Origin of the sequence: Paraburkholderia oxyphila NBRC 105797 (genome assembly GCF_000685075.1) — a bacterium.
Taxonomy (GTDB): Bacteria; Pseudomonadota; Gammaproteobacteria; order Burkholderiales; family Burkholderiaceae; genus Paraburkholderia; species Paraburkholderia oxyphila.
Genome location: NZ_BAYD01000048.1, coordinates 26751 through 39233, shown reverse-complemented (window position 1 = coordinate 39233; position 12483 = coordinate 26751). Strand labels below are relative to the sequence as shown.

Genomic DNA, 12483 nt, shown 5'->3' with positions numbered 1-12483 from the left:
CCCGCCATGCCTGCATCTGGAGTCCGATGGCTACACCGCTGACGAGACCGCCCTCATCGAACCCGCGCTATCCGCCCGGCGCACGCGCGCTGCGCGCGGCGCGCGGCAGGGGCGCCGCGCGCTTTCTCGCGCAGCGCGCCGTCTGGGCGCTGTTCACGCTCTGGCTGCTTTCCGTGCTGGTGTTCGCGGGTGGCCAGCTGCTGCCTGGCGACATTGGGCGCGCGGTGCTCGGCCCGCTAGCCGATGCGCGCGCCGTGGCGGCGCTCAACCACGCGCTCGGCGCGGACCGCCCGCTGCTCGACCAGTACCTCACGTGGATCGGCCACGCGCTGCGCGGCGACTTCGGCACCTCGTGGACCTTCCGCGAGCCAGTTGCGCCGCTGGTGGGCGACGCCCTCCTGCAATCGGCGAAGCTCGGGCTGCTCGCGTTCGTCGTGGTCGTGCCGCTCGGCATCGGCGGCGGCGTGTGGGCCGCGCTGCACGGCGGGCGCTGGCTCGACCGGCTCATCAGCACGCTGGGGCTGTGCGCGAGCGCGGTGCCGGAATTCGTTTCGTCGATCGCGCTGATCCTCGTGTTCGGCGTGTGGCTGCGCTGGCTGCCGATCGAGGCCGTCGCGCCGTCCGATGCAGGCGTGCTCGACACGCTGCGCCACCTCGTGCTACCGGTGCTGCCGCTCGTCCTCGTGTTCTTCGGCTATCTCGCGCGCATCGCGCGCGCGGGCATGCTCGAGGCGCTCGAAGCCGACTACACCCGCACCGCGATCCTCAAGGGGCTGCCGCGCCGTGTCGTGATCGTGCGCCACGTGCTGCGCAACGCGCTCCTGCCGAGCGTGACGGTGGCCGCCACGCAGCTCGGCTATCTGATCGGCGGGCTCGTGGTGGTCGAGTCGCTGTTCCGCTATCCGGGCATCGGCTCGCTGATCTACAACGCGGCGAAGGCGAAGGACTTTCCGCTGCTCGAAGCAGGCGTGCTCACGGTGGGCCTCGTCTACACGCTCGCGAACCTCGGCGCCGACCTGCTGCACGCGCTGTTCGATCCGCGGCTGCGCGCGCATAAGGGGGCTTGAAGGGCTCACGGGAACGCGCATGAACGATACGGTATCCGAATCGATGAACGACGTAACCGCGCACGACGCACTGGCCGGGCCCGCGCCATTCGTGGCCGTGCTGCGCCTCTTGCTGCGCTCGCCCACCTTCGTGCTGGGCGCGCTGATCCTGTTCGCCTGGATCGTCTGCGCGCTCGCGGGCACCTGGATCGCGCCCTACGACGCCTACGCGTCCGACCCGCTCAGCTCGCTCCTGCCGCCCGATCACGCGCACTGGTGCGGCACCGATCAGCTCGGCCGAGACATCTGCTCGCGCGTGATCGTCGGGGCCCGCGACATTCTCACGATCGCGCCGCTCGCCACCTTGACGGGCACGCTCGCGGGCACGGCGCTCGGCCTCTTGACCGGCTATGTCGAAGGCTGGGCCGGCACGCTCGTCGCGCGCGCGCTCGACGCCGTGCTCGCGCTGCCGCTCGTGATCGTGGCGCTGCTCGTGCTCGCGGCCGTGGGCGCATCGAATCTCGCCGTCGTGCTCGTGATCGGCATCACCTTCGCGCCGCTCGTCGCGCGCACGGTGCGCGCCGCCGTGCTCGCCGAGCGCCATCTCGACTACGTGGCCGCCGCGCGGCTACGCGGCGAGCGTGCGTACTACGTGATGTTCGCGGAAATCCTGCCGAACGTCTGGCCGCCGATCGTTGTGGAAGCAACGGTGCGGCTCGGCTATGCGATCTTCGCGGTGGCCACGCTCTCGTTTCTCGGCTTCGGCATCCAGCCGCCTTCCGCCGACTGGGGCCTCGCGCTCGCCGAGTCGTACACGCTGCTCGCGGGCGGCGCGTGGTGGACGGTCGCCTTCGATGCGCTCGCGATCGCCTCGCTCGTGGTGGCGGTCAACCTGATCGCCGACAGTCTCGCCGAGGTGCTCGGCTCATGAACCCTCCGCGCCCCGCCCTCGCCACCTTCAGCGCCCCGCGCGCCGACGACGCGCTCGCGCTGGTCGGGCTCACGGTGGCCTACCGCGTGCGGGGCAAGGACCGCGACGTGCTCACCGATGTCTCGCTGCGCGTCAAGCGCGGCGAAGCGTATGGGCTCGTCGGCGAGTCGGGTTGCGGCAAGTCGACGGTCGCGCTCGCCGCGCTGCGCTATCTCGCGCACAACGGCCGCGTCAAGGCGGGGCGCATCGCCATCGCCGGCGTCGAGGTGCTCGCGCTCGATCGCGAAGGGCTGCGCATGCTGCGCGCCCACAAGGTGTCGATGGTCTATCAGGACCCGGCGAGCGCGCTGAACCCGACGCTCACGATCGCCCGGCAGTTGAGCGAAGCCTTCGAAGCCGCTGGCGTGGCCCCGGCCGACGCGCTCGCGCAGTCATACGCGATGCTCGAGCGCGTGCGCATCGCCGACCCGGCGCGCGTGATGGCGAGCTGGCCGCATCAGCTCTCGGGGGGCATGCAGCAGCGCGTGGTGATCGCGATGGCGCTCGCTTCGAACCCAACGCTATTGATCCTCGACGAGCCCACCACGGGCCTCGACGCCACCGTCGAAGCCGAAGTGCTCGCGCTCATCGCGCAATTGCGTTCGGAACTCGGCATGGCGGTGCTGCTCATCAGCCACGACCTGGCCGTGATCCGCAGGATGTGCGAGCGCGTGGGCGTGCTCTACGCGGGGCGGCTCGTGGAAGAAGGCACGACACGCGACGTGTTCGCACGCGCGCGCCATCCGTACACGGTGGGCCTGCTGCGCTGCCTGCCGGCGCCGGGGCGCAACAAGGCCCACGGTGCGCTCGACACGATACCGGGCGAGCTGCCCGCGCCGGGCACGCTCACGCACGGCTGCGTCTACGCGCCGCGCTGCCGCCTCGCCGACGCGCGCTGCCGCGAGCACGCGCCGCCGCCGCATCGCATGGAAGCGGCGCACGGCGAGCAGATGTCGCGCTGCCACTATCACGAGCGGGCCGTCGAATTGCCCGCCGCCGACGTGGCCGATATCGCCGAAGCGAACGACGCACCCGACATCGCCGATATGCGTGCTAATGCACAGACAAATGCGCCGACCGTCGTACAGTCGAATCTGCAGACAAACGAACAAGCTGAAGAAACGCGCAGTGAGCCGGATGCACGCGATGCGAAAGTGGTGCTGCGCGCGGCGAATGTCTCGCGCACCTTCGGCCGCGGCTCGCATGCACAGCGCGTGCTCGACGACGTCTCGCTCGAGTTGCGCGCCGGGGAAACGCTCGGCCTCGTCGGCGAATCGGGTAGCGGCAAGACGACCCTTGCGAAGCTCCTGCTCGGCCTGCATGCCGCCGACCCGGGCGGCACGGTCGAGCTCGACGCCAAGCCGCTCGCCGAGCAGCTCGCACGGCGCGACACACAGCAGTTGCAGGCGATGCGCATCGTGTTCCAGCATCCCGACGCCTCGCTCAATCGCGCGCTGCCGGTGAGGCGCCTCGTGGGGCGCGCGCTCGCCCGCGTGCAGCGCAGTGCCGCGAGCGATGCGCCGCAAGAAGGCTCCGACGCGCACGAAGACGCCGAAGCGCGCAACGCGGCGCGCATCGCCGCGCTGCTCGAAGCGGTGCGCGTGCCGGTGCGCTACCTCGCGTCACGCGCGCGGCAGCTCTCGGGCGGCCTCAAGCAGCGCGTGGCGATCGCTCAAGCATTCGCGGGCGAGCCGCGCGTCGTGATCTGCGACGAGCCTACCTCGGCACTCGACGTCTCGGTACAGGCCGCGATCCTGAATCTGCTCGCACGTCTGCAGCGCGAGCGCGGCGTGAGCTATCTGTTCATCTCGCACGACCTCGACGTGGTGCGCTATCTCGCGGACCGCGTCATGGTGCTCTACGCGGGCCGCGTGCTCGAGAGCGGTCCCGCCAGTGCCGTGCTCAACGGCCCCTGTCATCCCTATACCGAAACGCTGCTGAATCCCGGCTTGCTCGCGCGCGACACATCCGCAAGCGATGGCTGGGCCGGCGCGCCCGCGAGCGGCATGCCGCGCGGTGCTACAGGTGGCGCGGCAGGCTGCGTCTTCAGCGCGCGTTGTCCGCGCAAGCTCGGCGCGATCTGCGATGAGGCAGCGCCGCCCTTCGAAGCCGACGCCGACGGCCATCGCATCCGCTGCCACATCCCGGCTGCGCAACTGCGCGAGCTCCAGGCCGAGACCGACCCGGCGCACAGCGATCCCTGACCCCCGCGAAGGTCAGACGAAACTCGTTGCGTTGTCCGCTTTTGCAACGCAAATGCCCCCTCCAGGCGCATGCGTTTCATCATCGAAACGTTTTCGGCGACTTTTTTCGCCTCGAGATCGTAGGGGAATGGTTAAGTCCGCCACGCGCGGACTTCCCGGACCGATGGCACAGAACTCGCTACATCGAGACCAGGCATCCGGTCGCCACCCATCAGCGTGAAATCAGCGCGAAGCGCGCAGTTCGTCGCGCCGGGCGAACGGATGGCCGGCCGCATGATGCGCTTGCTTTCTGCCGCCCCGAACACGGGCTCCGACAATCGGCAAGGAGTCCTGTATAAGCTGGCCAGCCGGCGCAAAACCGTCCGGGTGCCAAGTCTACCGCCCGCGCCGGCGAGGCTGTGCCGCACGGCATGAAGCGCGCGTCGGCACGAAGCGGTTTTAGCCTGACGGGGGACGGTGCCTGCGCACGAGCGGTGCAGCGCCGGACACAAGGCACAAGAAAAGAGAAGCGAAGCGGGTACACGCTATCGCTTCCCGGGAGGAAGCAAAGAAAAACAATACTCTTCATCAGTACTGCTACGGGGTTAGCCGGGGGCTCGCAATCGTTGCCATCGGCGCGGCAGGCGCCAGTGTGCTCCTGCCGGCCGAAGGCGCACATGCCGCCGACAACGCAACGGCTCCGGGCTGGGGGATCGTCGCCGACGCCGCGCTGCCTGCGAGCGGCGCGGCCGGCACGACTGACGCCGGCATGCCGGATGAAGGCGCTCCGCCTGAGGCGCCTGCGCCATCGGCAACGACCTCCGGCTCCGATCCGGGCCATACAGACGGCGCCGATACGGCGGGCTCAGGCAAGTCCACCGTGGAGACGGCCGCCGTGGAGACGGCCAGCGCGGCAGACGATGCCGCAATCGTCTTCGAACCGAAGAACTGCTACGGCGGCAGTGCCGGCAACTGTGGCCACGGCGGCGGATCGACGGGGAGTTCCGCGAGCGCCGGGGCGTCGGGCGGCCCGAGCTCCGGCAGCAGTTCGGGGCCGGGGCGCGGCAGCGGCACCTCGGGTGGCTTCGGCGGAGGATTCGGTGGAGGATTCGGCAAGGGTGAACCGTCGGGCGGCCCGGGCGGCGGGTACGGCGGCGGCTCAGGTGGCGGCAAAGGCGGCGGCCATTGAGCGCGCACAGCAGTGCGAGCCTGCCGCCGCAACCACCCCGAATTGGCGCGACGGCCGGTCGCGTCATTCCAGGCAACGGCGGCGACGTACCGGTCCCCCGGCCGAGCGCCGCCGCCGGTCGCCGGAAGCCTGTCGCGCACGCCGCACACTCCAGCTACTCGCGATCCGGCTGCGTCTTTTCCAGATCGGCAAACGTACAACGGCGCGTACAACGGCGGCGCGCATCCCCCCTTTGCTTCGGCTTCGCGTGTGCGCGCTACAGCATCTCCAGCGGCCGTTTGCTGCGCGGTGGCTTGAAGTACGCGTCCAGCGCCGCATGGTCCGCGGCGCTCAGCACCAGATCGAGCGCGGCGCGATTGTCGCGTACGTGATCGACGCGCCCCGCCTTCGGAATCGCGCAGACATCGGGCTGGCGCAGCACCCACGCCAGTGCCACCTGATAAATCGACACGCCATGGCGGGCCGCGATGTCGTCGAGCGGCGAGCGCTTGGGCAAACGCGCATGATCGACGGGGCTGTATGCCATCAACGGCATGCCGCGCGCGCCGCTCCAGGGCAGCAGGTCGTACTCGGGGCCGCGCCGCGCGACGTTGTAGAGAATCTGGTTCATCGCGCAGGCGTCGCCACCGGGGACCTCGAAGAGCTCTTCCATGTCCTCGGTATCGAAGTTGCTCACGCCCCAGTAGCGGATCTTGCCCGCGCGCACGAGCGCCTCGAATCCCTGCACCGTCTCCTCGAGCGGCACACCGCCGCGCCAGTGCAGCAGATACAGATCGAGCCGGTCGGTGTCCAGGCGCTTCAGGCTGGCTTCGCAGGCCCGCTCGACGCCGCGCCGGCTCGCATTGTGCGGATACACCTTGCTCACGAGAAACACCTCCTCGCGCAGTCCTTGCAGGGCTTCGCCAACGAGCGTTTCGGTCGCGCCGTCGCCGTACATTTCGGCGGTGTCGATGAGCGTCATGCCGAGCGCGACGCCCTCGCGCAGCGCGGCGATTTCGTCGGCGCGACGCGACGCGCGCTCAGCCATTTCCCACGTGCCCTGCCCGAGCTTCGCGATACGTTCGCCGCCCGGCAGCGCGATACTGGCAATTTCAGTGGTCATGTGCTTTTCGGTCCCATGCAAAATCTGCGCTTGCAGCGAACGGCCAGTGTATCGCCTTGCGCGGCACGGGGTCATGCGTCGACGAGTAAGTCCATCATTTCCTCGCCACGCCGCCTATGACATAAAATTGCCGTTCGCCTCTCACGCCTGCCTCCCATGAACGCTCCCACGGAAGACCGCTGGCGCGGCCTGCGCCCGGACCCGGACAACGACACGCCGCTCTATCTGCAGCTCGCGCGCAAGCTGAGCGATGCGATTCACGAAAACCGCTGGGCTGCCGGCGAGGCGCTGCCGTCCGAGCGTGTGCTTGCCGATGCGCTCGGCGTCTCGCGCATCACCGCGCGCAAGGCCATCGCGCTGCTGGTCGAGCAAGGCATGATCCGCCGCACCCAGGGCGCCGGCAGTTTCATCACGCCGCGCTACGAAGACCCGCTCTCGCGTCTCACGAGCTTCAGCGAGATGCTGCGCCAGCGCGGCTTCACGCCGAGCTCGCGCTGGCTCTCGCGCGAGATCCAGCCCGCGAGCCGCGACGAGGTGATCCAGCTCGGCCTCTCGCCCGCCGCGGCCGTGACGCGTCTGAAGCGTCTGCGTCTGGCCGACGGCATCGTCATGGCCGTCGAGAACTCGACCTTCCCCGCCGCGCTGATCCCCGATCCGGGCGCCATCGGCGATTCGCTCTACAGCTTTCTCGAGCAGCGCGGCCTCGCGATCGTGCGCGCGCTGCAGCACTTTCGCGCCGTGAACGCGAGCGAGGAAATTGCGCGGCAGATGAGCATCGCGCCGAACGAAGCGCTACTGCTCATCACGCGCGTGGGCTACACCGCCGATCAGCGCGCCATCGAACTCACCGATACGTACTGCCGCAACGACTACTACGACTTCGTCGCCGAGCTGCGCAAATAGGCAACGCAGCAGCGACGCAACCAGGCGGCGTGCATGAGCGCGGTCTCTCGCCGCCTCACCCAGCCCATTGCGCCGCATCGGTCCCGATCGGCACACTCGGCCGCGCATAGAACGCCGGCGTGTGTTCGAGCCGCTCGGCGGGCGCCACGGCGCGCACGCGGCCGAACGGCGTCTCCGACTCCTCGAGGCAATCCGCAAGATCCTGCGCACGCAGGTCAGGTACGCGCTGACCTCCTGCGAGCGTGCCCATCGTCTGCAACCAGCGGCCCGTCTGCGCGAGCGACAGGCGCACGTGCCAGCTTCCGCCCTCCTGAGCACGCCGCGCGAGCGCGACCATCGCACCGAACGCAGCGAGATAGCCGGTGGCATGATCGAGCGCCTGGCAAGGCAGCGGACGCGGCGCATCGAAAGGCATAGCGATGAACGCCCCGCCGGCCGGCGCATCATCCTGCGCGGCCGGCATCGCGCCGCCCTGCGCCGCCGCCACGCTCTCGGTCCAGACGATCCCGCTCGCCGACTGCACGAGACTGTCGAAGCCGCGCCGCTCGTGCCACGGTCCGCGATGCGAGTACGCGCAAATCGACACGCACACGATGCCGGGCCGCTCGCGCGCGAGCGCCTCGGGCGCGAAGCCGTGCGCCGCCAGCGCGCCGGGGCGGTAGCCCTGCAGGAACACATCGGCGTCGCCTACGAGTGCGTGCAGTTGCGCGCGGTCCTCGGCCTCGCGCAGATCGAGCGTGGCCGAGCGCTTGCCGCGGCCGTTGTCGATCACGAGCGGCGCGATGTTCGGCAGATGCGGGCCGTTGATGAGCAGCACGTCGGCGCCATGATGCGCGAGCGCGCGCCCCGCCACGGGCCCCGCAATGATGCGCGTGAGGTCGAGCACGCGCACGCCGTCGAGCGGCCGCGCGCCGGCCTTCGGCGCGCTCGCTGCGCTACCTTCGCCATCGTTGCCATCGTCGATGCGCTCGATCTCGAAGAGCGGCAGGCCCGCCACGGCCCGCGCCTGCTCGTGCGCGGCCCATTCGCGCGGCGTGCGCACGAGCGCCGCGCAGAGCCCCGCCTGCGCGAGCGCCTCGTCGAGCGCGGCGCCGTCCCACTGGGTGCGGATCGCGCGCGCCACGTCGTCGCGGCTCTCGCCGCAGCCGAGCACGCGCAGGATGCCGTGCAGATGGTGCGCGAAGTTCGCGTGCAACTGAATCCAGCGACCATCGCGCGTCTGGAAGTATCCCGTCACGGGATGGCGCAATTCGAACGGAGCGCCGCCGTCGACGCTCAGATAGCGCTCGCTGCGGAACGCCGCGAGCGCGCGGCGCACGTCGATGCCGACGCGCTGTTCGGCGCCGCCACGCAAGCGGTGAAAGCGCGTCGCCGCCAGCCCCGCCGCGCCGATGCTCGCCGCCGCGAGCGTGCCGACGCGAAACACCGAAGGCAGGCCGGGATCGTCGCCGCCGATGTCGATCGAATCGAGCGCCGCCTTAAGGTCTTCGGCGCTGTCGTGGGGATGGGCCAGCATCCAGAGGTGTTCGAGCGCGTCGCGGGGCGTCATGGCGTGCGTCCTGTTGGCCAGGGGAAGGTGCAAACAGGTTAAAAGCGTGCCTGCATTCGGATCAATCTTGATTATGATGATCAATATAGATCGATTTTTCCGGTTTCACGAGGCGCGCCACCATGTCCGGCTATATGACCGCGGCCGAAGCCGCCGCCGCGCTCGGCATCAGCCGGGCCACGCTCTACGCCTATGTGAGCCGCGGCATGCTCACCTCGTCGCCCGCGGGCGATGCCTCCGCGGGTGGTGGGCCTCAATCGCGCCGTTACGCCGCCGCCGAAGTGCGCCGCCTCGCGCGCCGCAAGGCCGACGGCAAGCGCGCGGGCAAGGTCGCGCAGAAGGTGCTGGATTGGGGCGTGCCGGTGCTCGAATCGTCGATCACATTGATTGCGGACGGCAAGCTCTTCTATCGCGGCCAGGACGCCGTCGCGCTCGCACGCCACGCCTCGCTCGAAGAGGTCGCGGCGCTGCTCTGGGGCTGCCCGGCACGCCGCGTACTGGAGGCGAGCGCGGCGCCGATCGCCGTCGCGCAATGGTCGGCGTGGCTCAAGCTCTGGAGCGCCCATTCCCCGCTCGAACGCGCGCTCGTGCTGCTGCCGGCCGCCGCCGCGCAAATGCCGCGCATCTGGGCACAGGGCCGCGACGCGCAGCTCGACACGGCAGCGCAACTCATGCGCCTGCTGGCTGCAGCGCTGATCTGTGCGGCCCCTTCCAGCGAGCCACTGCATCGGCAGCTCGCGCATGCCTGGGGCCTGCGCTCGCGCACGCAGGCCGACCTGCTGCGCGCGGCGCTCGTGCTGTGCGCGGATCACGAGCTCAACGCCTCGACGTTCGCGGTGCGCTGCATCACCTCGACGGGCATGCACCTGTTCGGCGCGGCGGCGGGCGGACTCGCCGCGCTCGGCGGCCCGCGCCACGGCGGCGAAACCACGCGCGTGGCGGCGCTCTTCGAAGAGGCCGCGCACGTGGACGATCTGCACCGCTACCTCGGCGAGCGGCTCGTGGCGGACGAGTTCGGCGCGACGCCGAAGCTGCCCGGCTTCGGGCATCCGCTCTACCCGGACGGCGATCCACGCGCGCGGCTGTTGCTCGACATGCTCGCGCAGCACGCGAGCGCCCGCTCACCGATGGACGAAGTCGATGCGCTCGCGCACGCCGTCATGGAAACGACCGGCGCGCGGCCCACGCTCGACTATGCGCTCGCGGCCATCGAGCGCGTGCTGGCATTGCCGCGCGGCGCGGCGTTCACGCTTTTCGCGACTGCGCGCGCAACGGGCTGGATCGCCCACGCGCTGGAGCAGAACGCCGATGGCCGCCTGATCCGGCCACGCGCGCGCTATGTAGGCGAATTCGGCGACGCGAGTTGAGGCGCGCAACGCCGCACTCGGCTCATGCCGCGCGTGCGCCCCACTGCAGCCTTTCCGCACGCTCGCGCAGTTCCTGTGCGAGCCGCCCCGCGAACCCACTCGTGATTTGGACGCCCGGCGATGGCGCCACCGCACCGCGCCCCTCGCTGGCCGACGCGCCGCCGAGCGCAAGCATGAAGCGCGCGCCCTCGCGCCCCGCGCTCAAGTACACGCGCGCACCGGCCTCGAGACGCATCGACTCGCCGGCACGCAGCCAGTAGTCGTCGGCATCGCCGCCGAGCGTGAGCCAGAGCTCGCCTTCGCTCACGTGCAGTTGCATTGCTTGCGCGAGCCGCCAGGTCTCGGCGGGCTCGCCGTGCTCAAGTTCGAAAATACGGATTTCGCGCATTGCCGTGCTCCTTGCTGATGACTTGCGGGTCAGGGCCAAGGCCGCCTCCAGCGCACGCCAGATCGCGTGCAGAAGCGGCTTGAAGGGCCTTCCCGGTTAGCGCATTATTGCCGTCAGCGTGAAGCGATCCCATGCACAGTTCCGAACAGTTCACACGGAACTGTGCAGCTGAAAAACCGGACACTTGATCGCGCCCTTCAGCAACGACCAGGCAGCCGCCAGGCACCCCAGCGAGGCCCGCATGAAACTCGAACTCGACCGCGCCAGCAGCGTCCCGCTGACCGACCAGATCGTCGCCGGCGTGCAGACGTGGATCCGCTCGCGCGCCGCGCACCCGGGCGCGCGCCTGCCTTCGATCCGCCAGTTCGCCGCCGACTACCGCATCAGCCGCTTTCCCGTGATCGAGGCCTACGACCGGCTGGTTTCGCTCGGCTACCTCGACTCGCGGCACGGCTCGGGTTTCTACGTGAGCGAGCACGCGCGCCTGGGGCTGTCCGGCATGGGCATCTGCGACCCTTCGAACGCCGCCGACGAATCGGGCCACCTGCTCAGCCAGCTCAACCGTCCCGGCGAGACGCTGCAGCTCGACAGCGGCTCGATCCCGCAGGCGTGGCGCGACATCGAGGCGATCGGCCAGGCGATCCGCCACGTCTCGCGCACCAATCCGTCGAGTCTCGTCGATTACGGCTCGCCGCTTGGCGACGCCACGCTGCGCGAGCATCTGCGCAACCGGCTCGCGCCGCTCGGCATCGCCGTCGACGCCCAGCAGCTCCTCATCACCGAAGGCGCGAGCGAGGGCCTCGACCTCCTGATGCGCTACATGCTCAAGCCCGGCGACACGGTGTTCGTGGAGGATCCGGGCTACTACAACCTGTACGGACTGCTGAAGCTGCACGGCGTGCGCCTCGTCGGCGTCACGCGCACGGCGAGCGGCCCCGATCTCGAGCATCTGCACGCGCTACTCGCGCAGCATCGCCCGCGCGCCTTCTTCATCAACACGGTGTTCCACAACCCGACCGGCACGACCGTCTCGCCGCCGGTTGCATTCCGCCTGCTGCAGCTCGCGCGCGAACATGGCTTCACCATCGTCGAAGACGACATCTACGCCGACTTCCAGGCCGATCCCACCGACCGCCTCGCCGCGCTCGACCAGTTCGAGCACGTGATCTATGTGGGCGGGCTCTCCAAGACGCTTTCATCGTCGCTGCGGATTGGCTATGTGGTCGCGAATCCGGCGATCGTGCGCGACCTCGCCTCAATCAAGGCGCTCACGAGCTTGAGCGGCTCGCGCTTCACGCAAGCCGTGGCGGCCACGCTGCTCGAGCGCGGCGCGTACCGCAAGTATCTCGAGCGGCTGCGCCGGCGCATGGCCGAAGCGCTCGGCGCGGCCACGCGCACGCTCGAAGAGCACGGCTGGGAGCTGTTCGCGGGGCCGTCCTCGGCGCAGGCCAGCGTGCGCCCGTACGCGCAGAGCGGCGGCAAGTTCATCTGGGCGCGCGTGCCGCACGTGGACGATTCGGCGCGGCTCGTCCCCTGCGGCGAGCCGTTTGGCGTAAGCGCGTCGCCGGGCAGCCACTTCCGGCCCCATGGCGAGCCGAGCCCGTGGCTGCGCATCAACGTGGCGTTCGCGCTCGACCCGCGCGCGCAGGCGTTCTTCGCAGCCGCCGCGCGCGTTCCGGGGTGATCAAGGCGGATCGAGGATCGAGACTGCGGTAGCGGCAGCGCGATCCCGACCGCAAGCAAAACACGAAAACGCAACGCGCCGCGCGGCGCCATACGCACGCCG

General features: G+C 70.0%; 10 protein-coding genes. 7 read left to right on the top strand and 3 right to left on the bottom strand.

The window, feature by feature from the left end; genetic code table 11:
- Window positions 1-26: 26 nt before the first annotated feature.
- The 4 genes from BO1_RS26780 (at window position 27) to BO1_RS60290 (ending at window position 5388) form a co-directional block, all read left to right on the top strand.
- The gene (locus tag BO1_RS26780; RefSeq protein ID WP_028220193.1) at window positions 27-1067 is read left to right on the top strand and encodes an ABC transporter permease; all 1041 of its coding nucleotides are present in this window, start codon (window positions 27-29) and stop codon (window positions 1065-1067) included.
- A gap of 43 nt (window positions 1068-1110) precedes the next feature.
- Complete coding sequence (locus BO1_RS26775) at window positions 1111-1977, top strand: ABC transporter permease (protein ID WP_043286632.1); 867 nt, start codon at window positions 1111-1113, stop codon at window positions 1975-1977.
- Window positions 1974-4220, top strand: a complete 2247-nt coding sequence (locus BO1_RS52835; protein WP_043286608.1) for a dipeptide ABC transporter ATP-binding protein — start codon at window positions 1974-1976, stop codon at window positions 4218-4220. The genes BO1_RS26775 and BO1_RS52835 overlap by 4 nt, the downstream gene beginning before the upstream one ends.
- Before the next feature lie 631 nt (window positions 4221-4851).
- Window positions 4852-5388, top strand: coding sequence for a hypothetical protein (locus BO1_RS60290; protein WP_028220191.1), 537 nt, complete (start codon window positions 4852-4854; stop codon window positions 5386-5388).
- Window positions 5389-5644: 256 nt separating this feature from the next.
- Here BO1_RS60290 and BO1_RS26760 read toward each other — a convergent pair whose 3' ends face one another.
- Complete coding sequence (locus BO1_RS26760; protein ID WP_028220190.1) at window positions 5645-6490, bottom strand: aldo/keto reductase; 846 nt, start codon at window positions 6488-6490, stop codon at window positions 5645-5647.
- 156 nt (window positions 6491-6646) lie between these two features.
- Between BO1_RS26760 and BO1_RS26755 the strand changes: the two genes are divergently transcribed.
- Window positions 6647-7393: a GntR family transcriptional regulator gene (locus BO1_RS26755; protein ID WP_028220189.1), complete on the top strand. Its 747-nt coding sequence runs from the start codon at window positions 6647-6649 to the stop codon at window positions 7391-7393.
- 55 nt (window positions 7394-7448) lie between these two features.
- Here BO1_RS26755 and BO1_RS26750 read toward each other — a convergent pair whose 3' ends face one another.
- Window positions 7449-8942, bottom strand: coding sequence for a CoA transferase (locus tag BO1_RS26750; RefSeq protein WP_028220188.1), 1494 nt, complete (start codon window positions 8940-8942; stop codon window positions 7449-7451).
- 122 nt (window positions 8943-9064) lie between these two features.
- On the opposite strand from BO1_RS26750, the gene BO1_RS26745 reads away from it, so the two are divergent.
- Window positions 9065-10309: a citrate synthase gene (locus BO1_RS26745; protein WP_028220187.1), complete on the top strand. Its 1245-nt coding sequence runs from the start codon at window positions 9065-9067 to the stop codon at window positions 10307-10309.
- Between the two features lie 22 nt (window positions 10310-10331).
- On the opposite strand, the gene BO1_RS52830 is transcribed toward BO1_RS26745, so the two are convergent.
- Window positions 10332-10697 carry a DUF2917 domain-containing protein gene (locus tag BO1_RS52830; RefSeq protein ID WP_043286605.1) on the bottom strand — a complete coding sequence of 122 codons (366 nt, stop codon included), beginning with the start codon at window positions 10695-10697 and terminating at the stop codon, window positions 10332-10334.
- 241 nt (window positions 10698-10938) lie between these two features.
- On the opposite strand from BO1_RS52830, the gene BO1_RS26735 reads away from it, so the two are divergent.
- Window positions 10939-12381, top strand: coding sequence for an aminotransferase-like domain-containing protein (locus BO1_RS26735; RefSeq protein WP_028220186.1), 1443 nt, complete (start codon window positions 10939-10941; stop codon window positions 12379-12381).
- The last annotated feature ends 102 nt before the right edge of the window (window positions 12382-12483 follow it).

What these genes read in the sequence shown, in the direction of transcription:
- BO1_RS26755 (WP_028220189.1), top strand. Translation starts at nt 6,647, where the DNA reads ATGAACGCTCCCACGGAAGACCGCTGGCGCGGCCTGCGCCCGGACCCG.
- BO1_RS26750 (WP_028220188.1), bottom strand. Translation starts at nt 8,942, where the DNA reads ATGACGCCCCGCGACGCGCTCGAACACCTCTGGATGCTGGCCCATCCC.
- BO1_RS52830 (WP_043286605.1), bottom strand. Translation starts at nt 10,697, where the DNA reads ATGCGCGAAATCCGTATTTTCGAACTTGAGCACGGCGAGCCCGCCGAG.
- BO1_RS26760 (WP_028220190.1), bottom strand. Translation starts at nt 6,490, where the DNA reads ATGACCACTGAAATTGCCAGTATCGCGCTGCCGGGCGGCGAACGTATC.
- BO1_RS52835 (WP_043286608.1), top strand. Translation starts at nt 1,974, where the DNA reads ATGAACCCTCCGCGCCCCGCCCTCGCCACCTTCAGCGCCCCGCGCGCC.
- BO1_RS26775 (WP_043286632.1), top strand. Translation starts at nt 1,111, where the DNA reads ATGAACGACGTAACCGCGCACGACGCACTGGCCGGGCCCGCGCCATTC.
- BO1_RS26735 (WP_028220186.1), top strand. Translation starts at nt 10,939, where the DNA reads ATGAAACTCGAACTCGACCGCGCCAGCAGCGTCCCGCTGACCGACCAG.
- BO1_RS26780 (WP_028220193.1), top strand. Translation starts at nt 27, where the DNA reads ATGGCTACACCGCTGACGAGACCGCCCTCATCGAACCCGCGCTATCCG.
- BO1_RS26745 (WP_028220187.1), top strand. Translation starts at nt 9,065, where the DNA reads ATGTCCGGCTATATGACCGCGGCCGAAGCCGCCGCCGCGCTCGGCATC.